The sequence below is a fragment of the Verrucomicrobium sp. BvORR034 genome, from assembly GCF_000739635.1.
Lineage (GTDB): Bacteria > Verrucomicrobiota > Verrucomicrobiia > Verrucomicrobiales > Verrucomicrobiaceae > Verrucomicrobium.
Genome location: NZ_BATQ01000024.1, coordinates 1 through 26,395 on the forward strand (window position 1 = coordinate 1; position 26,395 = coordinate 26,395).

18 protein-coding genes and 1 pseudogene are annotated in these 26,395 nt (G+C 56.5%); 12 read left to right on the forward strand and 7 right to left on the reverse strand.

Translation table 11 applies throughout. The features are described from left to right. A pseudogene (locus BV034_RS34460) lies at positions 1-261 on the reverse strand (hypothetical protein); the annotation flags it as partial. Between the two features lie 46 nt (positions 262-307). Then, complete coding sequence (locus tag BV034_RS04815; protein ID WP_050024681.1) at positions 308-565, reverse strand: GlsB/YeaQ/YmgE family stress response membrane protein; 258 nt, start codon at positions 563-565, stop codon at positions 308-310. Positions 566-976: 411 nt separating this feature from the next. Between BV034_RS04815 and BV034_RS04820 the strand changes: the two genes are divergently transcribed. The 3 genes from BV034_RS04820 (at position 977) to BV034_RS04830 (ending at position 4,420) form a co-directional block, all read left to right on the forward strand. Then, positions 977-2,191 carry an alpha/beta hydrolase gene (locus tag BV034_RS04820; protein ID WP_063768676.1) on the forward strand — a complete coding sequence of 405 codons (1,215 nt, stop codon included), beginning with the start codon at positions 977-979 and terminating at the stop codon, positions 2,189-2,191. A 94-nt stretch (positions 2,192-2,285) separates the two neighbouring features. Beyond that, positions 2,286-3,185 carry a DUF72 domain-containing protein gene (locus BV034_RS04825; protein WP_050024684.1) on the forward strand — a complete coding sequence of 300 codons (900 nt, stop codon included), beginning with the start codon at positions 2,286-2,288 and terminating at the stop codon, positions 3,183-3,185. A 62-nt stretch (positions 3,186-3,247) separates the two neighbouring features. Then, positions 3,248-4,420, forward strand: a complete 1,173-nt coding sequence (locus tag BV034_RS04830) for a zinc-dependent alcohol dehydrogenase (RefSeq protein WP_050024685.1) — start codon at positions 3,248-3,250, stop codon at positions 4,418-4,420. A gap of 184 nt (positions 4,421-4,604) precedes the next feature. Here the strand turns inward: BV034_RS04830 and BV034_RS04835 are convergent, their stop codons facing one another. The 5 genes from BV034_RS04835 to BV034_RS34125 form a co-directional block, all read right to left on the reverse strand. Beyond that, positions 4,605-5,702, reverse strand: a complete 1,098-nt coding sequence (locus BV034_RS04835) for an aldo/keto reductase (protein ID WP_050024686.1) — start codon at positions 5,700-5,702, stop codon at positions 4,605-4,607. Positions 5,703-6,019: 317 nt separating this feature from the next. Further along, positions 6,020-6,841 carry a shikimate 5-dehydrogenase gene (locus BV034_RS04840; RefSeq protein WP_050024726.1) on the reverse strand — a complete coding sequence of 274 codons (822 nt, stop codon included), beginning with the start codon at positions 6,839-6,841 and terminating at the stop codon, positions 6,020-6,022. A gap of 90 nt (positions 6,842-6,931) precedes the next feature. Then, positions 6,932-8,443, reverse strand: coding sequence for a hypothetical protein (locus BV034_RS04845; protein ID WP_050024688.1), 1,512 nt, complete (start codon positions 8,441-8,443; stop codon positions 6,932-6,934). Positions 8,444-8,521: 78 nt separating this feature from the next. Further along, positions 8,522-9,019 (reverse strand): hypothetical protein, encoded by a 498-nt coding sequence (locus tag BV034_RS35665; RefSeq protein ID WP_265592633.1) that lies wholly within the window; start codon positions 9,017-9,019, stop codon positions 8,522-8,524. A gap of 692 nt (positions 9,020-9,711) precedes the next feature. Further along, positions 9,712-13,263, reverse strand: coding sequence for a glycosyltransferase family 9 protein (locus BV034_RS34125; protein ID WP_081887579.1), 3,552 nt, complete (start codon positions 13,261-13,263; stop codon positions 9,712-9,714). A 153-nt stretch (positions 13,264-13,416) separates the two neighbouring features. On the opposite strand from BV034_RS34125, the gene BV034_RS04860 reads away from it, so the two are divergent. The 9 genes from BV034_RS04860 (at position 13,417) to BV034_RS04900 (ending at position 26,368) form a co-directional block, all read left to right on the forward strand. After that, positions 13,417-19,071 (forward strand): RHS repeat-associated core domain-containing protein, encoded by a 5,655-nt coding sequence (locus tag BV034_RS04860; RefSeq protein WP_265592634.1) that lies wholly within the window; start codon positions 13,417-13,419, stop codon positions 19,069-19,071. Between the two features lie 31 nt (positions 19,072-19,102). Further along, complete coding sequence (locus tag BV034_RS35670) at positions 19,103-19,630, forward strand: hypothetical protein (protein WP_265592635.1); 528 nt, start codon at positions 19,103-19,105, stop codon at positions 19,628-19,630. A 748-nt stretch (positions 19,631-20,378) separates the two neighbouring features. Next, complete coding sequence (locus BV034_RS35675) at positions 20,379-20,594, forward strand: hypothetical protein (protein WP_265592636.1); 216 nt, start codon at positions 20,379-20,381, stop codon at positions 20,592-20,594. Between the two features lie 69 nt (positions 20,595-20,663). Continuing rightward, on the forward strand, positions 20,664-21,029 hold the full coding sequence (locus BV034_RS04875; protein WP_265592637.1) for a hypothetical protein: 366 nt from the start codon (positions 20,664-20,666) through the stop codon (positions 21,027-21,029). Beyond that, positions 21,023-21,376, forward strand: a complete 354-nt coding sequence (tnpB, locus tag BV034_RS04880; RefSeq protein WP_050024699.1) for an IS66 family insertion sequence element accessory protein TnpB — start codon at positions 21,023-21,025, stop codon at positions 21,374-21,376. Before BV034_RS04875 ends, tnpB begins: the two co-directional genes overlap by 7 nt. Before the next feature lie 73 nt (positions 21,377-21,449). Further along, positions 21,450-23,030, forward strand: coding sequence for an IS66 family transposase (locus BV034_RS04885; RefSeq protein ID WP_063768678.1), 1,581 nt, complete (start codon positions 21,450-21,452; stop codon positions 23,028-23,030). Between the two features lie 173 nt (positions 23,031-23,203). After that, complete coding sequence (locus BV034_RS04890; protein ID WP_050024700.1) at positions 23,204-24,133, forward strand: class I SAM-dependent methyltransferase; 930 nt, start codon at positions 23,204-23,206, stop codon at positions 24,131-24,133. A gap of 14 nt (positions 24,134-24,147) precedes the next feature. After that, positions 24,148-25,215: a hypothetical protein gene (locus BV034_RS04895; RefSeq protein ID WP_050024701.1), complete on the forward strand. Its 1,068-nt coding sequence runs from the start codon at positions 24,148-24,150 to the stop codon at positions 25,213-25,215. Further along, complete coding sequence (locus tag BV034_RS04900; protein WP_265592638.1) at positions 25,205-26,368, forward strand: hypothetical protein; 1,164 nt, start codon at positions 25,205-25,207, stop codon at positions 26,366-26,368. Before BV034_RS04895 ends, BV034_RS04900 begins: the two co-directional genes overlap by 11 nt. Positions 26,369-26,395: the final 27 nt, after the last annotated feature.

A 26,395-nucleotide genomic window follows, 5' to 3' on the forward strand; every position in this document is an offset into this window, starting at 1 on the left:
CTTCCAGTAGGCGTCTTCAACGGTGGGATCCACCGCTTCCGCGACGCCCTTGCCCGTAAGGCCGCCTGCTACGGCACCAATTGCTCCGCCTACGATCACGCCCGCCGGACCTCCCACTGCGCCAATGGCGGCACCAGCAGCGGCTCCTCCGGCTGCGCCAATTCCGGTGCCAACGGGATGGGCTCCTGGTTCACCCGAAAGAGGGTCCTCGTTTCGGTCGCCGTCGGGGGGATTCTGCCTCTGTGTTTGTGAAGTGCTCATGGGATTGTTTTTTTATTTTATTGTTCGTGTTCAGTTTTCAGTTGGGCTACGCCATCCGGCGTCGACCTGTCGCCACCCGGTAAAGGGCCAGCAGCAAAATAGCCCCGACCACGGAGGCGATGAACCCCACGGGTTCACCTTCATTGTACCAACCCAGGGTCCGGCCAAGGAAGCCGGCGAGAAGGGCGCCTACGACGCCGATCACCATGGTGATAAAGATCCCGCCGGGGTCTTTCCCGGGCATCAGCAGCTTGGCGACTGCTCCTACGATAAGGCCGATGACCAACATCCAAATGAATGACATATTTTTAGGTGGTTGAGTTTGAGCGGGCCTGGGCCCAGTGCCATGAGATCGGCATTTTATGGTGTCGCGCGTCTACATTATTTTTACTAAATAGAGATTTGGGAGTAGGCTCATTGAACCAAAGGGTGTCTTGGTGGAGCAAACATCGCCGAAGTCTGCATGGATGCGCTACAAGGCACAATCGGAAGGGTGTTGGGGTGAGTTGTCCAGAAGCCGTTGAGACAGAAGCTGCATCCTCCACCCCCAGACCATATGACGGCTGTTCTGAATTTCAGCTGCCGATGGGAGACGGTGCGTCACGTTTGGCGTTCGAGTGAATCAGCCCGCCGGGACAATTTAGAGAGGATGAGGTTGGAGCAGCCAGCGTGGGAACGGGCACCGATCAGCTGGTGCATACGGCCTTGTCTAACCATGATTCCAACTCTCATCCTGCAAACCTGGCTCCTAAGTTTGATGTCCCTGGGCATCGTCGGGGCCGCCGCTTATTTCGGGAACAAGTGGCAGCAGGCTTGCTGGGGCTGGGATCCTGGCCTCTCCGTTTCTGTGTTCGCGCCCAACTGGGGGTTCAACGAGCAGACGGCTTTGCTGTTCGCGGCAGTCCTGATGTTTATACTGACTCTATGGGGCGGTGGATTCATCGGGGCGGTGCTTCGCGTGATCCGTCCCGCAAAAGGGAATGCCGCAAATGACCCGAGGAATGCGCCAAAACCCACAGCGCGACATCACCTGAAGAGACCGGACGGCTCGCACCTTTATGTCGAAGTGCACGGTGCAGCAGATGGAATTCCGCTTGTGCTCACCCATGGGTGGGGGCTGAACAGTGCTGAATGGAATGATCTCAAGCGTGATCTGGGAGATAAATTCCGTTTGATTGTATGGGACGAACCAGGATTGGGCCGGTCGCGCCGACCTTCGAACCGCGACTACTCGATCGAAAAGCTGGCCCACGATCTGCATGCTGTCGTGGAGTTGGCAGGACGCGGTAAGACACCCGTGGTTCTTGTGGGCCACAGCATTGGGGGAATGATCAACCTGACCTTTTGCCGCCTGTATCCAAACTCTCTGGGAACGAAAGTGATGGGGATCGTGCTGACCCATACCACCCCTACGAATCCAGTGCGTACCACTTCAGGGGCGGCGTTGTACACCGCCCTGGAAACTCCCGTTCTGAGGCCGCTGATGTATCTCACGATTGCCGTTTCACCCCTTCTTTGGATTTTCAACTGGATGTCATATCGAAACGGACTGGCCCATCTCTCCGTGATGCGTGGGTCTTTCGCCGGGACAGAAACGTGGGAGCAGGTGGACTTTGCAGCGAGTTTTCAGACACAAGCATCTCCGGCCGTCGTCGCACGGGGAATGCTTGGGATGATGAGTTACGACGCGCTCTCCACTTTGCCCGCCATCGCCATTCCCACCTTGATCGTGGCTGCGGACAAGGACTCAACCACCCTGCCTGAGGCAAGCAAGGTCATGGAGGCGAACATCCCCAGTGCCCGCATGATAACCCTCTCACCTGCGAAACACCTGGGACTGATTGAGCATCATCAAACCTTCGCCGACGCAGTCAGCGAGTTCGCTTACATGTGCCGGGCGAAGTGCTCTGTGAGATTCGAAAAGCAATGACGCTTGCGCCATCCCAGCGGGCCGGCCCAGTCGCTGGGCTTGGTGCAAGGGGTCGCAGAGGAAGCTCATTCGCAGAACATCCTGGACGCCATTTATGCCGATCACCCCCCAATCCCTTTCTTTGGAGGAGCGCCGTGTCCGACGGGCGGCCCGAAGAGAGGCGCAGCGTGAGGCAAACTTGGAGCGCTCGCAGAAAATGCACGTCGCGCGGCTGGAGAACGGTACAAGTGTGGAGGATCCGGATGAGTCCTGCTTGCAAAGGTACAATGTAGGCTGTTCAGGATGGTTCTACTGGCACTGGCGTGGCGATTTTTACCCTGCGGACATGCCAACGAGCCGATGGTTTGAACATTACTTAACTCAATTCCAGACTGTGGAGCTCAACGCTCCTTTTTATTCATGGCCTACCATCGGGGCGGTAAAGAAGTGGCTGACACAGGCAGGGGACAGCCGGTTGATATACACCGTGAAGGTTTGCGAGCTCATCACGCATGTGAAGCGTTTCGTTTCCACCAAAACGTTGGTGAAAGACTTTGGGCACATCGGTGACCTGCTGGGGAACAGAATGGGATGTTTTCTCTTTCAACTCCCTCCAGGCTATGATTACACTCCTGCACGCTTGAAGGCCATCGTGAGTCAGCTCGACCCCCGATTCAGGAATGTGGTGGAGTTTCGCCACCGGAGTTGGTGGAATGAAGTGGTGTACGATGCCTTTGAAGGTGCCGGGATCATCTTCTGCTCATGCAGCGGGCCCCGGCTGCCGGATCAGCTGGTCAAAACCTCGAACGAGATTTATCTGCGTTTCCACGGCACATCCCAATGGTACCGCCATAACTATACGACCGATGAATTGGCCGTCTGGGTAGACCGCGTCAAAAATTCCGGGGCAGAACGCGTATGGGCCTATTTCAACAATGATCGGGAAGGGAACGCTATCAGAAACGCGCAGGAGTTCCTCTCGCTACTGGGGCAGGACCGTCAGATATGCGCATGAGATGCCCATCGGGTGGGTAACGAATTGGGGCCGGGCAAAGAAGCTTCGGCGATCACGAGGGTATGAAGGCACTTTGTTGGCATGGAAAGTCGGACGTGCGGGTGGACTCGGTTCCCGACCCGAAAATCATAGATCCCACCGACGCGATCATTAAGGTTACAGCCACGGCCATTTGCGGATCAGACCTGCATTTGTTCGATGGTTTCATGCCCACCATGGAGGCTGGAGACATCCTTGGGCATGAGCCCATGGGCGTGGTTGTGGAAGTGGGGGCTGGGGTGAAGAAACTCCGCCCCGGTGATCGGGTGGTAGTGCCATTCACCATCTCCTGCGGAAGCTGTTTCTTCTGCAATAAAGGCCTTTACTCCTGTTGCGATACCTCCAATCCCAATGCGGAAATGGCCCGCAAAGTGATGGGGCAGTCGCCCGCGGGTCTTTTTGGCTACTCCCATATGTTGGGGGGCTTTGCCGGTGGTCAGGCGGAGTACTTGCGCGTCCCCTACGCAGATGTGGGTCCGGTGACGATCGAATCCGACCTCCCGGATGACAAGGTGCTTTTCCTTTCAGACATCTTCCCCACGGGCTACATGGCTGCAGAGAATGCGGAGATCGAGCCGGGAGATACCGTGGCGGTTTGGGGTTGTGGTCCTGTAGGCCAGTTCGTTATCCAGAGCTGCTGGATCATGGGGGCAGGCCGTGTGATTGCCATTGATCGCGTACCAGAGCGACTGGCCATGGCAGCGAGTCACGGCAAGGCGGAAACGCTCAACTTCGACAATGATGACATCTACGAATGTCTCATGAGCATGACCAACGGCCGAGGTCCGGACCGTTGTATTGATGCCGTGGGCACAGAGGCCCATGGAACGGGTAGCTTCGATGCAATTATCGACAAAGCAAAGGCGGCAGTCATGTTGGGGACAGACCGGCCTCACGTGTTGCGGCAGGCCATCCAGTGTTGCCGGAAGGCGGGCACCATCTCCATACCCGGCGTCTATGTGGGATTGCTGGACAACATGCCCTTCGGTGCCGCAGTGAACAAGGGGCTGACGTTCAAGATGGGGCAGACCCACGTTCAGCGGTATCTCCGCCCCCTGCTTTCCCGCATTGAGAGTGGAGAGATAGATCCCTCCTTTGTGATCACTCACCGTCTGCCTCTGGAGAAGGCTCCGGATGCCTACAAGATGTTCCGCGACAAGCAGGATGGCTGTGTGAAAGTGGTGCTGAGCCCATGACGCGGGGGAGAATCTTGCGATAACCGCCTGTCCGGAAGTGTTGTTGGGTCACCCAGTCAAATCGGCGGTTGGAGACATAGTGCATCATTATCTGGTGGCTGATTCGATTCGGCAGCCACCAGCCCAGTCGCAGGTTGAAATAGGCAACGGAGAAGAACATCCGCTGATTCGGACCAAATGACGATCAGCTGGTTGGTGGCTCAGGTGTCGGTGCGTTCTTGGCGATCAGGCCTTCATTCTTGAGTTCTGCCCAAAACGCGGCCGGGATCTGCACTTTCATGGAAGCCGCGTTCTCCGTGACTTGCTGAGCGGTGCGGGCACCGGGGATGGTGGCCGATACGGTGGAAGGTGCGGTTGTAAACTGCAACGCGGCGGTGCGCAGATCAGTGCCATGCTTGCTGGCGAGGGCGCTGATGCGGGCACGTTTTTCCTTGAAGCCCTCCGGCATCTTGCCTCGGTAGTCATAGCGATCCAATCCTGCCAGGAAACCCGCATTCAGCGGAGCGCCCACCACAATGGAGACACCATGCGCATCGCAGGCAGGAAAGAGACGGTTGAGGGCATCCTCATGAAACATCAGGGAGTATTGCGTGGCGGAAAGGAAGATATCGGGATCGGCCACCTTCAGCGTCGCAAGGGCGGGCTCGATCGTGTTGACGCCCAGACCCCAGGCCTTGATGAGGCCTTCTTCGCGCATCTTGGTCAGCGCCGGCATCGCTCCTTTTGCGGCAATGTTAAAGTACTCGGTCCAACGTTCGCCGAGGTCATCGTTGTCGGGCGACAGGTCATGAATGAAGACGATGTCGATGCTCTCGACACCCAGTCGTTGCAGACTGTCCTCAATGGAACGGCGCACGCCATCGGCAGAGTAGTCATAGGTGTGGACGAAAGGGGAGGGGGCTTTCCACAGGAGCTTGTCGCTCGGCTGGCCCGGTTTCAGAAGACGTCCGACCTTGGTGGAGATGAGGTAGTCTTCGCGCTTCTGAGTGTGCAGAAAGTGGCCAAAGCGCCGCTCGCTCAGCCCCAGGCCGTACCAGGGTGAGGTGTCGAAATACCGCACGCCGTTGGCCCAGGCGGCTTCGAGAGTTTCCTCCGCTTGGGGGTCAGGTGTGGGCTTGAATCCGTTGCCAATGGCGACACCGCCAAGGCCAAAACGGTGGGGGGGACGGTAGTGGGCGCGGGTCTCAGATGAAGTTTGGGAAAGCGCAGGGGCCGCGGCGGCCGCAGCACTCAAGGCCGCTGTAGCAAGGAAACTACGTCGGGTGGCGGTGTTTGTTTTCATGGCTGGAACCAGTAGGTGGCTGAAGATTCAGTTCGTCTGCGGAGAATTCAGATCGCTATGAGCTTGCCCCAGGTCCGCTGTCGGGAGGCGGGGCCGCCTTCACGAAGAAGGAGGAGATACTCCCTGAAAGGTGTTCGTCTCCCCTGACGTCTGTGGACCTTCGAAAGTGTGGGGAGATCCAGGGATCGAAAATGCCTGGTGGGTTTGTTTCATGAAGCCTGGGCACGTCTCTTCACACAGCCGTTACCCTGCCATGACTGGTGTTCAGGCCATCACTCTTGCGCTCGCAGCGTGACTTCGGCCGCGGGCAAAGATGCTCAACTCTGCCTGGCAAAAGCCGCCGCACGAGTGATGAGATGGGGCTCCGGACGGAGGCCGGTGTAGAGCACGAACTGCTCGACCGCTTGCAGGACGATGACGTCTGCCCCTGAAATGCACGGTTTGCCAAGCGTGCCTGCTAGCTGGATCAGCGGTGTTTCAGCGGGAATGGCCACGACATCGAAGACGGCGTGTGCCGCCCGCACTTGTGCTTCTGTGAAAGCCAGTCGCGCAGCCTCTGGGCCGCCGGTCATGCCAATCGGCGTGACGTTGATCAAGAGGCCGGGGGTTTCATCCCCGAGTTCCTGCTTCCAGGCGTAACCGTACTGGGATGCCAGCGCGGGACCCGCAGCTTCATTGCGAGCCACGATGACGCCCTTGGCGAATCCCGCATCGCGCAGAGCGCAGGCCACCGCCTTGGCCATGCCGCCGCTTCCGCGCAGTGCAAAATCGAGACCTGTGGAGATGGCACGTGATTTCAGAAGGGAGAAGACAGCAGTATAGTCGGTGTTGTAGCCCCGGAGTTTCCCTTCGGTATTGACGATGGTGTTCACCGACATGATGCCTTCAGCGGAAGGTTCCAGCCCGTCGAGGTATTCGATGCAGTCTTCCTTGAAGGGCATGGAGACGGCACAGCCCCGAACGCCCAAGGCTCTGATTCCCGTGATCGCCCCCGCGAGGTTTCCAGTGGTGAACGCCTTGTAAACAAAGTTCAGCCCCAACTCCCGATAGAGGTAATTGTGAAACCGGGTGCCGAAGTTTCCCGGCCGCCCCGAGAGCGACATGCAAAGCTGGGTGTCTCTGTTGATGTAGGATTCCATGAGCATCGGTTGCTGGGGTTGTTGCTCCGTCGAGTCTTTGGGCTCAACGTTAGGCCTTGGTGAGTTGATGTGAAACCTTCCCTCCGGAGACTAATGTCGGCAAGTCAGTGTTGTTTGCTTGTTGGGGGGGCCTGGTCCGACTTCGATAAACTTGACACTTGCCAGTTTGACTGACCGTCGGGTGGTCAGCGTGCACTCGCCCAAGAAGTCGCTGCCATTTGCTTTCAGGAGGCAATGGGTGCCACGAATTCTCAGGTGCAAGTTGCCTGCCTGCACTCCCCAATCGCCGGTCTGATTGCCTGAGGGATCAGCGACCAGGCCGGTGGATTGCAGCGTTACAGTTGTGCTCAAAGCGTTGGCTCTTTTGCTGATGCCGGATATCGAGATTGCATAGTGGCCATCCTCAGTCACTCGGCGATGAATTTGGTCGTCTCCATCTGAACGCTCCGAAAGAAGTGCGCCATGAAACGCGCCTTGAGTGACCCCTTGCCAGACTCCTTGAGCGTCATCTTCGCAGACAAATTCCCAAAAGGCATGATCGTGAGTCTGAAGTACAAGCCGTGACCCGTGGGGGTGCCACCAACGAAAAGTCCCTGAGGAGTCATGAATCACACCATCCTGACCCAAGCTGAGAAAGTGGCACTCGCCGGCGGCCGATTTGAGCGCGTAGTGCTTTTCCTTCTCGAATTGACGGAGGATCTTCTTTTCCCCGTCATGTTGTTGGCGGCGGAGGCGTTCGACCCCAGTGGGCCAAAGCTGACGCAATTCCGACAGGTGGGTCAGGCATTCTTCTTCAGCATTGAAGCTGTGAATTCTTGGGTTGTGGCTTATTCGCCACTTCGCCCCGTGTCGGTGCTGGAAGAGAAGCTCGCCGGTGGTGGGGTGGAACTGGATCATCGTCCTTTGCTGTAGCCTTTGCATCGGGTGCGGGGCCATGGCGAAGGGCTCATTGAGCAGCTTCCACGCAAAGTAGAAGGACTCCTTGTCCCCATAGAACAGCCGGTAGTAGTAGTCCGAGTGTTCATTGAGATGCATGGCGAGGTTGAGCGCGCGCCAATGCCTTCCTTTGTTGACCAGCACCTGGCCACTCTCAACTTCCCAATCCTCCTCCGCCGGTGTCAGGCCGAAAGCCCGCCAAGCTTTACGTCCTCGCGCATGACGGTTCTGATCGGGCCAGAAAAGCGCCCCTCGGTCCAAATAGTCAGGGTTCTGGAACACTGAGGTCGGATCAACCATGGGTACGTTGTCGGCATCCAACAGCAATACTTCCTTGAAAGAACAGTGTAGCATCGCGAACACCTTGAGTTCCCATCCCTTTAGGATCTTTACAGGGTGCCTTTCACGAACAGCAAGCGCGTCAACGAGCGTGGCGGACGGAAACTTCTCACTCAGCAGCTTTCGTATGTCTCCCGGCATCTCGTCCTCTCCCAGGTGCCATACTTCCACGGGCAACGAGCAACCCGTGGCTTGGAGCCGGTGCAAGAGCACCCACAGGCACGGGAGCAAGGTGTCCCCACCGGCTGCAATCACGATCCCTTGGTCGGAAAAGTGGGGAGGGCAGGGAGGAATAACCTCAATGAATTGCCGACGGATGTCCGTCATCGCCTGTATTTCTGATTCCTCGGCCGGACTCACGTGGAAGATTTTAGGATGGATTTGGCGGAGTTTTTTGTGAGCTGCCTAGCTGGTGCCAAGTCGCGAAAGCGACTGCCTTCGACTGCGTTGCCCCAAGGTTCGCGTGATCGACTCCGGAGAGGACTGATGGGGTTTGCCATTGATCACGGGTACGAGGAGATTGCCGTGTTTTCTCTGGTGGGCAATATCGAAGCCCTGCGTGACGTCATCGGGTCTCACCCCTTGCATCAGAGTGATCATCCTTCCGTTGCTGAAATGGTAGTACACCACCTCCTTCAACCATTGTTCGTCGAATGGATAGTAGGGATAGCATTTGTGTCCGACGCGTTCGTGCGGGATGGGGCCGAAGTGCTCGCGTTGGCTGCGCCTGGACATCGGTTCCACCCTGGTGTCATCTCTTCTTGCCACAGGTTCGTGGCAGAAGTTGGTGAGACGATCCTCGTGCAGAATATTCATTGTGATGTAACCGAGAATGCTTCGGGCACAGTCGATGTCCACAGCGGCGGGGCGCACCGCGAAGTCATTCCCCAGAATCAGGGCCATTTCACCATTTCCGGAGGTGAATTGCAGGGGTCTTGAGATGGCTGCGTTCGGTCTCAGCTCAAAAAGTTTGATCAAACGCTCGGCACGCTGAGCTTGGAAAGGGCGGTCTGTGTCCTGGAGATAAGTGTAGGCGCACGGGAGGTTGAAGCTCAAGTAGCGCCACAGTGCACCAGGACATTCTGCAATGCTTTTATGTTTCATGCGTATCACAACGAACCCCGCTCTGCCCAATTTCGGCTCCAGATGGCGAAGGTTGCTGGAGAGATAGAGGACTGGGACCCAATCGCGGAAGTCACTCTCAAGCACGGGGTTGAGATAGTTCTGGAAGAATGTGCGTTCATGCCGGTGTGAATTCTCCCAGATGGGGTGCTGCACGCGGTTGAGCTCCGACTCAAGGATCTGCCCTTCGTGGTCGGTCTGAGGCTGCACTTTACGCCTCGCAAAGTTGGACGGTTTGAAGAAAAGGGACATGGCCACGATCTTCCTCCCGCGGATGCGATCCAGATCCCCAGGGGACAGCGGCTCATGTTCGAATGAGCTGAGAAGGTGGTAATCCGATCGTCCAGTTCTTTCGAGGTACTTTGAAGCCTCCATCAGATAGTCTTCATACATGACCTCCAGCAACTTTTTGGAGTAGCGGGGATACACATGTTGGATTTGCTCAGGACTGAGTGTGGGGTGCTGGGTTGAGATCACAAGTTGGCTCCTTGGTGCAGGGTGATGGAGGGATGGATGTGACTCCAAGAGTGGGCTGGCGAAGTTGCTTGAGAAGACGTGCTGAGGGCAGATGCAGCCAGATCAGGCCGAGGCTTCAGGTGCGGGAAGCAGACGCAGACTGATGTGATCACCCCGTGGGGGGTGCGTAGTCGCAGGTGATGGGCGCTCTGGTAGGGCGGACAATCCACATAGCTGTCAACTGGGCTGTCGCCGGGGAATGCTCCTGTTGAGGGGCGGCTCAAATGGGACGCAGAAGCATGCTCACCATCTCGATCCAGCCATTCTCTGACTTCCAGCAAGGTGCGGGGGGGAGGGCCGTTGCGAGAGTTCACTGCGATGTCGGCAGGCTCAATCGACACGTCAAACACGAGAACCGCCAGCAGACAATGCGGTACGGTGGCGGCAAGTTGATCGAGGCATTGAGTTTCACCGCTGCTGCTGTGGTGCTTCTTAAAGGGGTTGTGCCAGATGATGACCGTGTGTTCAGGATCATCATTTTCTTCCTCCGGGATGGCGCCCCCAGAATCCCATACTCGGACCCTTTTTTCGAACACCTGCCAAGGGGTGATGCCTCTCCGGTTGAATTCTCGCTTTGCGCTCAGAAGCTTGTTCCTCCGATGGCTTGGAGGAAGATCGCTCCAATCATGATCCAGGGCACACACCACCTCCAACTCCAGTTTCGCCAACCCGTCCACCAGAGAGTCGTCTGTGGGGCTTAGGACAATGATGCGATTTATGTTCTGGCTGGCCTTCAGATGCTCCACGAGGCGGAGCGTGGTGATCACCTCCCATTGGCGGCGATGATATCGGCGCTTCTCGCGAATAGCCTCGCACCAGCGTTGAAAATCGTCAGACTCCCAGTCTCGATGCGACGGGAAAAGCATCCCTGACATCGCGCGAGAAACAAGCGAGGGGGGTGATTGCTCCGTCGAGTGAGTCCGCAGGGGACGCAGGGTGATGACGGGTTCCTTTTCATTGATCCAGGCACCTTCCCAGAAGCCGGCTGGATTCCAGGTCATGCGGGTGGTGAGTTGATCCCAATTCCGAAGTTGCAGAGTGGTTTGTCCCTGCTCGTCAGTGAGCAGGTGCCAGTACATTTCCATGTGTCCGGCACCTTCCTCGATCACTCCGTCCGCCCGCAGCGTCAGGCTTCGTTGCTGGCGGCCCTCGATGCGGAATGCCCATGGTTGGGAGACCAAGGAACGATAAGCGGGAAGCATGACTTCGCTGTGGGGGGGCTTCCGTATTTGGGAAACACCGATGCGCTTGCGGTCTCCGCCATCGGTGCAAATTCCGAGCCAGTTGCCCTGAGGGTCCTTTTCCAGTTCTGCGACGGGACCTTTCTCGGATGAAAGCACGAGTCGGGGGCGGTTGATGGCCTTCTTCATATCCCAGTAGAGAAAGCGGGCGGACGAGGGGTGGGAGATGATGTGTCCCTCAGCGTTCAGCATCACCCTGCAGCTTTCCCCGCCTTCATGGTACAGGTGCCAGGCTTTCGACTGGAGAGTTGCGGCAAACGCATTCATCATGCGGGTGCGGTCTGGATGCTCATGCCAGCGGGGAACGGTCGCAACCCTTCCTGGCCACAGCGTCTTCAGTTGTTGAAGGCTCTGGAGGGCTTCGGTTTCCAGCTCAAATCCCGGGATGGGAGTGTTCCTGCCATGAAGTGACCACTTGGCGAGATTGCGGTGCTGGAAAATGCGCCGGCCTGAGAAGTCATGCTGGCACATGGTTTTGTTGGCCAGATTCTCGATGGCAAATGGGGGCATCGAGTACGGCACCTCCAGGTACCTGAAGGCAAAGTGGAAGGTTTCCTTGTCCCCGAGGAAATAATGACGGAAGAAGGCGGCGTGCCGGTTGAACCAAAGAGCAAGCTGCAGGGGGCGCCAATGGCGGAGCTTGTTCACCAGGATCTGTCCGCTTTCGAACTCAGGTTCGTCGCGGTAGTCTACACCGCAGATCTTCCATATAGGGTCATCTTCAACAAGGCTGGTGTAGTCGGGCCAGTAGACGGCGCCAGTGTCTCGGTAGTGCGGATCATCAAAAAGATATTCTGGATCGCGCACCGCCATGTTGTCGGCATCGAGAAAGAGCACTTCCTCAAATGTGGAGTAGAGAATCGCCAGCGGCTTCAGCTCCCAGCCGCTGCCCACTCGAGGCAGGCCCAGGGTGTCCATGTGTTGATGAGCATCGATGCAGGTGACGCCAGCGTCGCCTAGTAGTTGCTCCATCGTCGGATCTACTTCACCAGGAAAGTGCCAGAGTTCCACCGGTAGGCGGCAGCCATGGCGGCGCAGCATCTGGACATTGACCCAAACTGACGGGAGGTAAGAAAGCCCTCCGCCACAGATGACCACTCCCCGCAGTTGCAGGTGGTTGCCTGCCACGGGTTGAGGTAACTGTTTGATGGCTTGCGTTAGCCTTGTGGGAACATTCGCAGGGGTCAGAGGGGCTTCATCGTGGGCTGTGCCAGTCCATCGAGTGTCATGCGCATGGGTGCGGGATCGGCGAAAGCGCAACTCTCTGCGGTCCCATCCCATCGGGCCGGCCAGTTTGTCGGCTTCGTCTGGAGTGAGGTATCTCCATGGACCGCCAGCATGGAAATAACTTTCGATCTGGGCGACCGCCTGCTCGGGAGTGATGATGTCCATGCAACGTGGAAGGTTGCCAACCACGTCCAGGCAAAGGTTCTGGGGAAGGTCTTTCTCGTCCCCGTCGTTTAGAGGTACAGTGCGGGAGCGCCAACAGCCGCCGTTGCTGCAACATGACAGAGCTCCCATGGTATGGATGAAGCGATGTCCGGGATAGGCCTCCCAATGGGGAGGTTCCCTCCCTCCCGCCACCACCACGCAAGGTCGGGTGAGTTCTGCGGGCCGAGTTTCAACGGCGGCAGCCAGGTGCATTAGCGATGTCACGGGGCAGAGCACCCCCTGCGCATGGTGGACCAAGCGAACTAACTGGCGCAGGCAGGTTTTGCCTCTGAGATCCAGCACGCCACGAAGCGGTGGGTGATGATGCCCTTCTTCACCTACCTGCACAAAATGAATGCGTCCCTGGAATCGGTCCACTACCTCCTGCCAGCGGGGAGTGTCCCACCATTTGATGGTGAAGTCCTGCTTGCCGCCTGCCGCGATAATCCAGAACGGGTGGCTGCTGCCGGTCATCTCAGCGACCTGTGAAGCCCATTCCCGTTCGAGGTTGCTGAGGTGGATGTCGCCTTTGAAGAGGGTGGGTTCAATGGGCAACCCTAGCACTTCACCGAGATGTTGGGTAAAACCATGAATGAAGTGGTAGGGCGCGGAGTTGCTCCGGTGGATGAGAGGGTAGCGGCATTCAATCCGGCGGACCCCTCTTTCATTGTCCCGGATAGGTGTGATGTACGGATTGCTTGCCCATAGGGCCGGGCACGGGGTCCGCACATCTGTGAGAAAGCGTTTGGGGTACGTGAGATGAAGATCCCGCACCGCGGCCGTCATCATCACAATGTCACCCGGAGCGAGTGGATTAGACAGGATAAGCTTTTCCATTATGGTCTGACATCCTTATTAAGCCGTATGTGCCATTATTAAAATTCCTCCAGCTCATCGAGTTCCTCATCGCGCAGTTCCAAAGGGCCGACTGATCCGACTGATGAAAAGACCAAGCCATGTGGATGCGATTCTCCTCCGTACGAAGTGTGCGTGAACGGCCTGACGGACAAGCCTGTACAATATGCGACAGGTGCGCTCCGTTTGACCTCGGTAGATCTCGCGTCTGATGCCTTTGGGCTGCCGTGGGGGCATACTCGCAGCTATACGAACCTGCTTTCCGTTCCCAGTGGCGGTGTCAATGGGGCTGGTTGGCTGGTGCGGGAGCAGAAATACTTGGTATTTGTCGACTGGACCCCTGGTCCGACGCAGCCTGAGGAGATCGCAGTGGTAGTAGGCGGAGGCCAGAGCCTCTGGTTCGTGAAAACGCTGTCTGGCGGCTACGAGCCCCAGTTTGGCGGTCTGGAGCAATTGGCATGGGATGAAGCGCTGCACGAATACGTGCTGACCGACAGTCGCGGGTGGCGAACCACTTTCTTCGATCACACTACAAGTGCCGCGGCAGGTCTTGAGGGGAGACTCAAGCAAGTGATCGATCCGGCGGGACGGGTCACCAACGCAAACTACGACAGCAACGCGTTGATGACATCTTTCGAGCAAGACCAAGAGGGGCAGAAAAGCGGTTACTACTACACCTACACCACCGCTTTTGGTAGTCCTGTCATCTCAGAGGTACGGCTGACTTTAAATGGTCAGAATGTACGTCGTGCGGTGTTCAGCTACTACGGCAGCGGTGTCCCCTTCGGCTCCACTGGTGACCTGCAACTTTCAACAGTCGAGGAGTATGATGTGGGCGGGGCAGTTTGGCGCGCGGTTCGTCGTCAGCACTACCGATACTACAAGAGCGGCCAGCCCAACGGGTTTGAGCATGGGCTGAAGTATGTGGTGGGCTCAGGTGCCTATGAGTTGATGGTGGCTGCTGGCCTCAATCCTCTGACGGCTTCAGAGGCGGAGGTTGCCAACTTCGCCGACAACTATTTCGAATATGACAGTCAACGGCGCGTGACGGTGGAACGGGTGTATGGTGGGAGGGAGACAACCTCGTTGGCCTACGTCGCCAATCCAACGGATCCTGGAGCTGAGGAGGTCAACGTCTGGGCCACGCAAACCACTGAAGTCCGCCCTGATGGCAATGAGGTGCGAGTCTATACGAACAAGGCTGGACAGGTTCTTGTCAAGATTTTGGAAGAAACTGCCACAGGAAATACGTGGAGTGAATACTGGGAATATGATGAGGGCTTCAGGCTCCTCTTGCAGGCTTCGCCCTCGGCAGTCGAGAGCGTGACAGAACCGTCTGGTGGGAGCACTGATCTCATTGTGGTGCTCCGGGAGAACGAGGGGTTGCTTGAAGTCTGGGAATACTATGCGGATAGCGATCCCGAAACCGGTGCAGTCGAGGGCCGTCTGTACAGGCGGGGTGTGCAAAAAGGAAGCGAGGGAGCCGTGGAAACCAATCTCAAGCTTCAATATACGACTCAGACTGTAGGGGGCACTTCTATCAATCCAGTTGCTGCTAAGCTTGTCTATCCCGTTTTAGGTGCTCCAGACGAGGAGGCATCAAAGACTGCGTATGGTTACACATGGTATTTGGACGGACTGGGGATGCCAACGTTTCAAATCTTGCAGCAAACCACCACTTTGCCGGAGGTTTCTGAAGCTCAGAACGGCACAGGCGAGTCGTACGTTGAAAAGACAGTGTATGATGTCTTTGGTCAGCCGGTGTGGTTAATGAATGGTCGCGGGGTGATCACCTTTAAGGCGTATGAGGAAGCTACTGGTGCCTTGCGGCAAGTGATCCAGGACGTGGACACCACCCGGGTGACAGGGGTGCCATCGGGATGGGAAACCCTACCCGGGTTCGGATTGCACTTGGTGACGGACTACATCTCGGACAGTCTCGGACGTGTGGTGCAGGAGCGTGGGCCGTGGCACGAAGTGCAGATCGATTTGAAGGACACGTCGGCCACACCGGTGAGGCGTGTGAAGTACACGGTGTACAATGACGTGGCCCACGAGGTCCGTCGTGCGCAAGGGTACATGACGGGTCAGGGAGTGACGCCGGATCTTCAGGTGGTGGGCGGAGTGTCGTTGACGAGGATGGATGCCAATGACCAGGTGACGGACGAGATCGTCTCCTCGCGCACCTGTGGTTGCGGATCGTTGAGCAACTCCGAGACACTGCCCCAGGAGAAGTGGTCACGGTGGACGCACTTGATGTATGATGCGTGGGGGCGCAGTGCCGGTACGCGTGTATATCACTCGATCCCCGCAAGCGGGGAGGGGGAGATGGAGGCCAACTATCTGGAGACTTCTGTCAGTTATGACATAATGGGTCGTATCAACCGGACGGTGGACGCTACTCAAACGATCGACCGACAAGTATTTGATGTCCGTGGATTGGTGGTAGAGTCCTGGGTTGGCACCAATGATGCAGGGGCGACGGGGGGGGATCCCGCGGGCGGTGGTGCTGGGGGCAACAACATGCGTCAGACCACTGCCAATCAATACGACAACGGGTTGGACGGGGGCGATGGCAACCTGACCGAGCTGACAGTAAAGGTGGATGCTGACGCGGGCCATGACCGGATCACGACGTTTGAGTATGACTATCGCAACCGTCAGACAACGGCAACGGCCAGTGATGGGACTACGGTGTTTATCAGCGCATCGACCTATGACAACCTGGACAAGCCGCTGCAAACGACGCGTTATCACACGAGCGTGGCCTCGGGCAACCGGACCGCCCAGTCACGGGTGGTCTATGATGCGATGGGGCAGATCTACCGAGATGAAAAAGACGGAGTTGACCTGGCCACGGGCGATGTGACTCAGACGCTGGTGGCGCAGAGCTGGTATGACGGGGCCAACAACCTCATCAAGGCGTCTCAACAGGGGCAAAACTCGTTTACCAAGACTGCGTATGACGGTCTAAACCGGATAACGGCAACGTACATTGCCTGCGTGCCAGGGACGATAGGGGTGCCGTCCGGCGACACCAACGACTTATCGGCTGACACGGTGCTTGAGCAGAGTGAGACTGTCTATGACGCCGGAGGCAATGCCATCGTGCGAACGGAGCGTCGGCGTCTGCATGATGCTACGGGAACAGGGGCGCTTCAGGGGCCCACAGGGGCACAGCCACAAGCGAGAGTCAACTGGGTGGCGAAATGGCCGGACGTGATCGGCCGGGAGCGGGTGGTGGCCAACTGCGGAACCAACGGAGGAGCGGTGTTGAACCGTCCGGAAGTAGCACCTGAGCGATCTGAAACCGTGCTGGTGACGACCACGTTGTATAAGGATACTGGGGAATCCAACCGGAACATTGATCCGATGGGGCGTGAAACCCGGTGGGACAATGACAACGCCGGGCGCCGCGTGCGTGTCATCAAAAATTATGTGCCCGGATGTCCTGAGCAATCCCAGACCAGCGAGTATGCCTGGCATGCCAGCGGGCAACTTGAGCGCCTTACGCTCCTCAACGAGGTCACTGGCAACCAGGTGACGCGATGGATCTATGGAACAACCCTGGTGGACTCGGCCGTGGCAAACAACAATCTGCTGCGCGCGAAGATCTATCCTGAGTCCGATGACCGGCCTGCCCCGTTGAATGCCGGGCCGGACGGCATCTATGCCCGACTTGAGTACAGCTATGACAGGACCGGCCAGAGCGTTTCTTACACTGATGCAGACGGGACGGTGCATGAGTACGTCTATGACAAACTGGGCCGGCTTCTCGACGACCAAGTGACTACCTTGGCGGCTCATCTGGACGGTGCGGTTCGCCGCATTGGGCAGACCTATGACCTGCGGAACCTGCCAGCCAAGGTGACCAGCTATGATGCGGCGAGCAGTGGCAGCGTGGTCAATGAGGTGGAGTTTGTTTACGATGCGTTTGGCAACCTCAAGGAGGACTGGCAGAGTCACTCGGGGGCGGTGAACGGCAGTACGCCCAAAGTGGGTTACACCCGGACCAACGGTGCCAACAATACTCTAAGACTTACCCGGCTGACCTACCCCAATGGCCGCACGCTGGATGCTCGTTATGGGGCGTTGCATCAGACCTCTTCTCACTTCAATCGGGTGGAGGGGCTGACGTTGTCTGATGAATCAGGCGATATGGTGCAGTACTCCTATGCAGGGGTGGGCTGGCAGGTGGAAGCCATCTACAATGGTCCGTTTGGCGATGAGATTTCGCGTTTGACCTACAAGAAGCTGGTTGGAGAGCCCACAGGAGATGCAGGAGACATCTACAATGGCTACGACCGGTTTAATCGCACTGTCGACATTCGCTGGCGCAAAGATGACGAGGATGTTGAACGTATCCAATACGGGTTCAATGCCAACTCGTGGCGCACTTGGCGTCGTCGCAATTTGTCCCAGTCCTGGGATCAGTACTTTGGTTATGACGGTTTGGGTCAGGTGACGCAGTCACAGCGCGGTGACCTCAACTTGAATCTCACTGCAGTGGGGGCGATCCCGCAGCAGGCGGAGCAGTGGCAGTACGATCCGACGGGCAACTGGCAGCGGTATCAGACCTTTACTGACGGCATTGGAGTGCTGGACCAACCGCGAGTGCATGACCGAGGCAACCGGCTGATGCAGGTAGGTGATGAGGCTGGCGAGATCCGTGTGGACCGTGCGGGACGGATGTTGGAGTTGCCTCCAGACGGTGCCGGTGACTGGGCGCAGTCATTGCAGGTGAAGTGGGATGCCTGGAGCCGGATCGTTGAGGTTAAGCAGGCCGGGACGACCCTGGCGAAGTATGGGTACGACGGGCTGACCCGGCGGATCACGCGAGAGGTGGATGGGGTGGTGTGGCATTGCTATTACTCGGATCAGTGGCGGCCGCTTGAGGAGCGTGAGGATGAGGAGAGCGGCCCGACCATCCAGTACTACTGGGGCGCGCGACATCGAGACGATCTGGTGAGGCGAGATCGGGCCACAGTGAGCCCCGGAGACCTTGACGAGCGGCGCTATGTGATGATGGACTACTATAGCCCTGCGGCGATTGCCGATGAGAACGGCACGGTGACTGAGCGTTTTGCGTTCAGTGCGTTCGGGGTGAGGCAGATCTTGAGTTCAACGTTCACCGATCGCCCGGAGAGCGAATGCGCGTGGGAGTTTGCCTTCCAGGGGCAGTTTGAAGATGCGGAAACCGGGTGGCTGGACTACGGTTATCGCTATTACATTCCATGGTTGGGCAGATGGCCATGTAAGGATCCGATTGAAGAAGCAGATGGGCCAAACCTGTACGCCTTTGTTTCGAATCAGAGTGTTAACTCAGTGGACCACTATGGACTCAAAACGAAGTACGTGCCAGCAGGAGCGAAGTGCGAAAAAGCCACGGACGCAGGGAATAAGAGGTTGAACTGCGAGACGACTCTTACTGATGGGTATTCTCCATCGGTTGACGAAGTTATAGCCAAAAGTACTGAGAGGACACCGTGGTGGGCTAAATGGGGCGTAAAAGCATGGAGACAGGCGGTCGGCACGCTCTCCCAAGAAGGCCTTACTTCCTTGGGAAAACAATTCACGCTGTGGGGAAGAATAGTCGAGGAAACTTGTGTATGTCGTCTTGTCTGGTGGAAGCTTTACAATTATTGTTGTCGTTGGGAGCTTAATGAAAGTTCAAAACAATGGGCTAAACAGGATGAATTTTCAACAGGTGAAACGGGATTGCTCGAGTCTGGAGACACTCCTGCAGCCCACCAAGCAAAGGTCGCAGAGGAATTTTGCAAAGGCTTCTAACAACATTAATGTTCTCCTGAGGGTGATTATCATGGCTTCAAAATTATTTGCATCGAAAATAATTATTTTCAGTCTTTTTACTGCATGCAGTTTCTCTGCTGGGTGCAGATCGTCGAATAAAGAGGTGCCAGATGGCGAAAGCATTGGAACCTCAAGGGCTGCCAAAGATGGTAGAGTAGGGTATTTACTGGCAAGGCAGCTTTCCCATCAGACCGGTTTGTATAATACTTTTATCAAGAAGCAAATGGCGGATGATGCGGACACATTTGGCCCCTTTGTGGTCTTTAATAATGAGTATCAAGTTAATTTGTGCAGGGCGATCTATCTGCGAAATAGCAAGAGTATTTCTGATGGCGAGCGCTATCAGCTAGACTCGATGTTGTCTAGTGCAAAAAAGACATTCAAAGAGCGCCCATTGCGAGTGTACTACGCTAATAGGGAAGGGTGGGATTTTGGGGAGTATGAACCAATATTGCCGAGATACAATAATCCATTTGAATTACTTGTTTCTTACTTCGGTGCCGAATTGGTTTTGCCACATGAAGCGATAAAGAAATAGACTGTCCCACTTATCATTCTGCGCGATCCTCAGGGGATCAAGAGGGTTGCCTGATGCTCGGATTGGTGTGGCAATCATCATGTGCAAATCTGCCTTAATAGTGATATTGGCTTGGCCTAGACAGGATAAATTCTGCTCTAGGTCTGACCTTGTATAGCGTAGAGCCTCGCAGGATTGAATTGTGCGCGGTCATGAATGGAAGTGTCCGTCGATTTAGTGATCCCGTCTACCCGTTTCACATCTATGAACTATTCCGATTCTGAGGAAAAGTACTTTCGATCTGCCCACTTGGGATCAGGCTGGTTTAAAGTGCTGGTTGCACTGCTTCCGATGCTGACATTTGTGGTGCTCTTCAGTTGGCCGCCAACCATAGTCTGGATAGTCGCGACAGTCCTCGTGATTATCGGCTCATTTCAGATTTATAAAACAACCAATGATAAGCCCATCCGCGGCGCTGCGTTCAAGTTGCTGTTCGCAATATCTTGCGTTGAGGTATTGATTTTCTCGATTGGAACTCTCATTCATGTGAGAAACGTCCAATATGGCTTAAGGCAGATGGGGGGGAAGTGGCTAGGTTGCTGTGTTTGCAAGTTTATGGAGAAAGTTATGCGGAAGCTGAAATGCACTGTGGGTGTTGAGGAGTGAGGGGTTGTGCAACGAGGAGGGGAGCCTCAAATTTTTTTCAAAACATAAAGAGTAGCCGCCGAGTAAAGCGAGATAGAGATTTAGTGGCAAAGAAGATGAATTCATGAATGTCACGTATTCGAAAAGTGGTCTGTGCCAGAACGGTGTGATTCCTTATGCTGTATTGTTGCCGTTTGACGCTCAAGGGGTTGCCGTTCAGGCGGCGAAATCTTACTCAGCTCATCACGGCTACAGCCTGAAGCAGTGTGCCGCATCTCGAACGGTGACAGAAGAGTGGGTGGCTTGTGATGAAGTTGCAAAACTTCTAGATGAATTGTAAGCGTCACCGATAGCGCCATCGGATCGTAGTGGCATCAGAGACGTCGAGGTCTGTAAAAGTATGACGTCTATGAATACGACGTCATTGGTATTGAAACAAGACAGGCGGGGGCGCGTGCGTACCCCGGCGGCACGACGAGAGGAACTTCTGGCCGAGTTTGCGCGCAGCGGTCTGAGCGGGGCTCGATTTGCGGCCATGGTCGGCGTGCACTACCAAACATTCATGGGGTGGGTGCACCAGCAACGCCAGGGTACCGAGCCTCGACTCTCGCCAGCAGCGGATCGCCCCCGCTTTGCCGAGGCCGTCGTGGCTGCGCCTTCGCCCCGGCACCCCGTGATCATCGAGTTGGCCGCAGGTGTCAAGCTGGAACTCCATCACGCCGGGCAGGTGCCTCTGGCGTGTGAACTGCTCAAAGCCCTCGCCGGCCCATGCTGAGCTTTACCGGCAGTTTGAAGGTCTTCGTGGCCCTGGAACCTTGTGATATGCGCAAGGGTTTTGAAGGTCTCACGGGCTTGGTGGCGGAGAAGCTCAAGGAGGATCTGCGCAGCGGGGCGCTCTTTGTCTTTAGCAACAAGCGGCATACCCGGCTCAAAGTGCTCTACTTTGACACCACCGGCCTTTGGCTGATGACCAAGCGGCTGGAGCAGGGCACCTTCTCCTGGCCCAGGAGCAGCGAGATCCAGAGTGCGAAAATGCAACTGACTCCGGAGGCTCTGACCCTGCTGACAGACGGGATCGATTTGAAGGGTGCCAGGATGCGCCCATGGTATCAGCGGGACTGAAATTTTACCATCAACAGGTCATCTTTAAGGTGGCCTTTTGCGGTTCTGGGTGCTAACATCGCGTCATTGATCCATGACGCCTTTGGAAGTCCAGCTCACCGAAGAAGTGAAGGCTTTGCGCGAAGAGAACAAGCTGTTGCGCGAGAAGGTGGATCTGCTCATCAAGCGGCTCTTTGGGCGCAGCAGTGAGAAGCTGGATGAGGACCAGTTGATGCTCCTCCTGCAAGGCGATGATGGGCCAAAAAAAGAACCAGCCTCCTGCGCAAACTCCGGCGCCCTGGAGGCTGAGATCAAGAAGCGAGCTCAAGCAGACAAGGTGCCGGCGCCACGCCCCCCACGGGAAGCACGCGTGCCGGAGCACCTTCCCGCCGTTGATGTGTTGATCGAACCTGAAGAGGTCAAAGCGGATCCCCCGGCCTGGCGGTGCATCGGTGAAGAGATCACCGTGCAGCTTGATTACAGCCCGGCGCGTTACTTTCGCCGCCGCATCATCCGCAAAAAGTATGTGAAACGCGATGAGCCCCACCAGGCGCCCATCCTCGCCGAGTTGCCGATCTTGCAGGAGCGCAGCATTGCTGGTCCGGGACTGTTGGCCCACATCATCGTGAGCAAATACTGCGATCATCTGCCGTTGTATCGCCAGGAACAGATCGCTCTGCTGCGGCATGACCTGGGGATCCCCCGGCAAAGCATGGCGCGTTACCTGTTGGCCGCCAGTCAATGGCTCGAACCCCTCTACCGTGGCATCTGCACCGGCGTGATGGCAGGTGGCTACCTGCAGGGGGATGAGACGATGATCGAGTATCTGGAACCCGGCAACGGCGAGACCAGGCGAGGTTACTTCTGGGCCTTTAAAAAGCCTGGAGGTGATGCCTTCTTCGTCTGGCAGACCAGCCGTGCGGCTGCGTGCCTGCAGCAGATCATCCCCGCGGACTTCAGCGGCACGCTGCAATGCGATGGGTACGGGGCGTATCCCGCCTTTGCCCGAATCCACGAAGGCGAGATCGTGCTGGCCGCCTGCTGGGCCCATGCGCGACGCAAGTTCGTGGAAGCCAGCGCGGCGGCCAAAACCCACACGGGGTTCATCCTGCTACAGATCCAGCATCTTTACCGGATAGAAGCGAGGCTGCGCCAGAGGAAGGCGGGTCCACGTTTGCGGCAGGCCGTGCGAAGCGCGGAGAGCCGGGTCATTGTGGAGCGCATCGGCAAGGCCCTTGTCTTGATGAGGGGCATGGCCCGTTACACGCCGCAAAGTGCGCTGAGCAAAGCCATCGACTATACGTTAACTTTGTGGCCCATGCTGCAGGTGTATTTGGAGGATGGCCGGGTGGAGATCGACAACAACCTGGTCGAAAATGCCATCCGTCCCACCGCCATCGGCAAGAAGAACTGGCTGTTCATCGGCGAAGCCGAGGCTGGCCAGCGCAGTGCGATCTTTTACACGGTGATCGAAGCCTGCCGCCGTCGTGGGATAGACCCCTTTGAATATCTGCGCGATGTGTTTACCCGGATGCCCGCCATGAAGGTCTCCGAGTACGAGCAACTGCTACCGGATGCCTGGGCGAAAGAACGCGACAGGGCGATCACAGTCCTGCCGATGCGCCCAGCCAGCCGGGAGATCTCCGGCGAGGCGCAAGTCAAGCGTTTGGCGTAGGCACTAACGGTACCGCTTACGATGAATTTGAGATGGTGCTATGGCTGCCTCGAAACGTTACAATCACCAACTATGGAGTGTCGCTGTCTTCGCATGCTTCGGATCATCCGTGCACTCCAATCATTCTTCTATTTGCGAATGCGCTTTCCTGTGAAATTTGCAGGGCGCATGGCATGTTTGATGCCGGGATGCTTGTGAAGAGAAGTGAGCCCGTGATGAGGCTGTTTCAAGCGATACTCGGCCGCACAAGCTGGCAGAAAGTTGCTGGTGGAGTTGATAAGGCAATAGACGAAGTTCTCAAGGTTGATGCTTCCCTGAGGGATCTATTGCCGTGGCTTTGGACGCCACGGCCAAAAACGATCCGCAGTTCTGTCGGTGATGCGAGAAAGTTGGAAAGCAAGCCGGTTGTCGGCTGGCAATGCGGTGATTTCATCGCGGCTTTTGAACGGCGGGAGGCAAATGAACAAAACGCCGACCCAATCGACCTTAGTGAGGTTGTTTCGGACCATGGCATCTCCTGGAGTCGAAAGGGGCTTGCAAACCGAATTGGACCCATGGCCACCGACAAACGGCATATCGGTTGGATGCGGACCCTGCTACTCTCAAGAAAATGGAGGGCGAGCCTTGAGGTTGGTTGTCTAGGGGGAGCATCCTCCGTTGCCTTTGTTGACGCCGTCAATGAACGAGCGCTGATGCATGCGCACTTTTGTGATAAACGATTTACGCGAGAGTTTCATCAAGTGGCTCAGAAATGTTGGGGCGCATATACTCTTCATGAAGAAGACAGCTACGAGTGTCTGTCTCGGTTCAGCAAGCATGAGCTGGAGTTCGTTTACGTGGATGGCGATCACTCGATCGAAACTTTGCAACGGGAGTATCATCAACTTGCAAGGTTGAAACCTGCGGTGGTTGCCGCCCATGATGTGGTGGGAGACGACGGTCCGGGGTACTTGATGGTGCAGCTTCAAAGAGACGGCTATTTTTGCCTGGTTGACTGCAAACGTCGCAAGGGAGAGGGGACACACCGAGGATTCCTGATTGCCTGTCGCGACTATGATGATTACCAACTCGCGCTTGAGGCATATCGTCGGCACATTTGGTAAAATTCTTTCAAAATATGACCAACCCCCTCTTCATTGTTGTTGCGGACGCCCATTTCTTCCCTGGAGCTCTTGTTGCGGTCGCTTCGGTTCGAACCTATCACCCAAGTGCACGCGTGGTGGTGGTGGAAAATGGTGTGCTGGGCAAAAAGTTCAATCCGCATCAGCGGGCGACGTTTGAGGCCATAGGGGGGCAGGTGGTTGAGGCTGGGGACTTCGCGCGTGCGAATCGAAAGTTGGGAGCATGGGAACTGAAGGCTTATGCGGCCGAGCGCTACGCGGATGAGGCATCCCTGGTCGTTGGAATTGATGCGGATTGCACCCTCTGCGGGCCGGTGGATGATATCCTACTGCAGTGTGAGCGCACGGGTGAGTTCCTAGGAGGCAAGGATGGCGATGGGGTGGTGTACGACAAATCTTACGAACCCTATGGGTTCCCGGTGCCTGCCCGAAATGACGCCTACATGTCAACGTCATTGTATTTCTGCAAAACCACGCAGATCGCGAAGGAGGTCCTCGCTGAGTGGGCAGATTGTTGTGCGAAGTCCGTCTTTGGCTCCAATGGCATCTTTCATGGACATGGAGATCAGGGGGTGCTCAATGCGATCCTTTACAAGCGGCGCGCCGACGTCTCAGTCAGGCTGTTGGAAAACGACCTGTGGAGCCAGCACTGGGTTTATTGGCAGCGGCCGCTGGAGGTCCGTGATGGCCGGCTCTTCAATCAGACGCTTCAAAAATATCAACGATCACTACACGGTTCAGGAGGAGAAAAGCCGTGGGATCTGTCCTATCGGACGAGACTTGATAAGTACCCTCATGTTCAAGTCAGCTATGCCTGGTTTTTGGCGTTTCTGGAGCGGGCCTGGAAAATGGCGGGGACTGACCCGGCTAAGACCTTGGAAGTGCAGAGCCAGCACCTGATTCGTGACTTGGACCTCTCCCGAGGGACAATTGAGCCGTTGGTGCTTGATGGGCTCTTGCCTGTACTGCCGGGGCAACCGCTGGTGAAGCGGGCTTTTCGTCAGGGGCTGTCAAAGAAGAAGCGGGTAGATGAGCAAGTGCAGCCGGTCGCCCATGAAAGTTGATTACGTGTGCTTGAACCTCTTGAGGCGGCCAGATCGTCGATTTTTGGTGGAGTCGACGCTCCCCCAGGAAATGGCTGGACTGCTGCGATTTGTTCCAGCGGTTGATGGGAGGAAGATTCCGTCCTCACGAGTGCGGCGTTGGAAAATTGGAAACACCGGGTATGCCGTCAACTTGAGCAAACGCCTTGTATTGCGAGAGTTCTTGCAGGGTGATAGTGATGTCCTGTTCTTCTTTGAAGATGACGTGAAGTTCGAACGAGACTTCTGGGAAAAGTATCAGTGGATGCTTGCGAATGCACCGTCAGATTGGGCCATGTTGTTCTTGGGGGGAGATCATTCCCAAGCGCCGCAGTCCACAGGTGTATCCGGGATAGTGAAGTGCGTCAGGACGCATCTGAACCATGCTTTGCTCATCAAACGTGATGCGGCACGGGAAATTCTCCGCGAGATCAGCCGCAAGCCGTTCCGCCATTGCTTGAGTGACCAGACGATTGCGTGGCTCCAGAACAAACTGCCGACCTATGCGCCGGCCAGGTTTGCGGCTGGTCAAAGGAGGAGTCGAAGCGACAACAATGGGGGCGTGAAAGGTGATCATCTCTGGCGCCCCATTTCGGCGATCAGCGCAAGACTTGATGATGACGAACTGGCAGTGATGTGCGTCGCGACACGACCAGGTGATCGAGTTTTGCAGTGGGGTGCTTGTAGTTCGACTCTATTGCTGGCGAGATGGGTGGGGAGGGAGGGGTCTGTGGAATGTATAGAAGCAGATTGGGGCGCGAAAGACCTTGTTCGAAATGGACTGGCAGATGAAAGGCTGGAATCCAGGGTGCGGTTCTATGAGCCGATATCGACGCTGGGTGTGAAAGCGCGGCGTCCCATGCGGTCAGGTGCTTTCAAGTCATATCCTGCAAGATGTATTGAAGCGGCTGGAAATGGAACTTTCGATCTTGCCGTTATCAATGGCCCATACCCAGTGGACTGTGCAATGGCCGCTGCGAAGCATTTGAAGAGTGGCTCGCTGCTCTTCCTGCCAGGGCTGAGGAGAGACTCGAAGTCGCCATGCCGCCGTTCCCATGAATTGGAGGCGGCATACCGCATCAAGTTCGAAGTCCTCCATACGCCCAATACAATGACTGTCTTTGAGCGTAGATAAACGGCCTCAACATCGATGGAAGCACCC

Coding starts and splice junctions, on each gene's coding strand:
- BV034_RS04820 (WP_063768676.1), top strand. CDS start 977: ATGATTCCAACTCTCATCCTGCAAACCTGGCTCCTAAGTTTGATGTCC.
- BV034_RS04885 (WP_063768678.1), top strand. CDS start 21,450: ATGACGCCTTTGGAAGTCCAGCTCACCGAAGAAGTGAAGGCTTTGCGC.
- BV034_RS04845 (WP_050024688.1), bottom strand. CDS start 8,443: ATGACGGACATCCGTCGGCAATTCATTGAGGTTATTCCTCCCTGCCCT.
- BV034_RS04825 (WP_050024684.1), top strand. CDS start 2,286: ATGCCGATCACCCCCCAATCCCTTTCTTTGGAGGAGCGCCGTGTCCGA.
- BV034_RS35665 (WP_265592633.1), bottom strand. CDS start 9,019: ATGGCCCTGATTCTGGGGAATGACTTCGCGGTGCGCCCCGCCGCTGTG.
- BV034_RS35675 (WP_265592636.1), top strand. CDS start 20,379: ATGAATGTCACGTATTCGAAAAGTGGTCTGTGCCAGAACGGTGTGATT.
- BV034_RS04835 (WP_050024686.1), bottom strand. CDS start 5,702: ATGAAAACAAACACCGCCACCCGACGTAGTTTCCTTGCTACAGCGGCC.
- BV034_RS34125 (WP_081887579.1), bottom strand. CDS start 13,263: ATGGAAAAGCTTATCCTGTCTAATCCACTCGCTCCGGGTGACATTGTG.
- BV034_RS04895 (WP_050024701.1), top strand. CDS start 24,148: ATGACCAACCCCCTCTTCATTGTTGTTGCGGACGCCCATTTCTTCCCT.
- BV034_RS04840 (WP_050024726.1), bottom strand. CDS start 6,841: ATGGAATCCTACATCAACAGAGACACCCAGCTTTGCATGTCGCTCTCG.
- BV034_RS04875 (WP_265592637.1), top strand. CDS start 20,664: ATGAATACGACGTCATTGGTATTGAAACAAGACAGGCGGGGGCGCGTG.
- BV034_RS04900 (WP_265592638.1), top strand. CDS start 25,205: ATGAAAGTTGATTACGTGTGCTTGAACCTCTTGAGGCGGCCAGATCGT.
- BV034_RS35670 (WP_265592635.1), top strand. CDS start 19,103: ATGGCTTCAAAATTATTTGCATCGAAAATAATTATTTTCAGTCTTTTT.
- tnpB (WP_050024699.1), top strand. CDS start 21,023: ATGCTGAGCTTTACCGGCAGTTTGAAGGTCTTCGTGGCCCTGGAACCT.
- BV034_RS04890 (WP_050024700.1), top strand. CDS start 23,204: ATGTTTGATGCCGGGATGCTTGTGAAGAGAAGTGAGCCCGTGATGAGG.
- BV034_RS04815 (WP_050024681.1), bottom strand. CDS start 565: ATGTCATTCATTTGGATGTTGGTCATCGGCCTTATCGTAGGAGCAGTC.
- BV034_RS04830 (WP_050024685.1), top strand. CDS start 3,248: ATGAAGGCACTTTGTTGGCATGGAAAGTCGGACGTGCGGGTGGACTCG.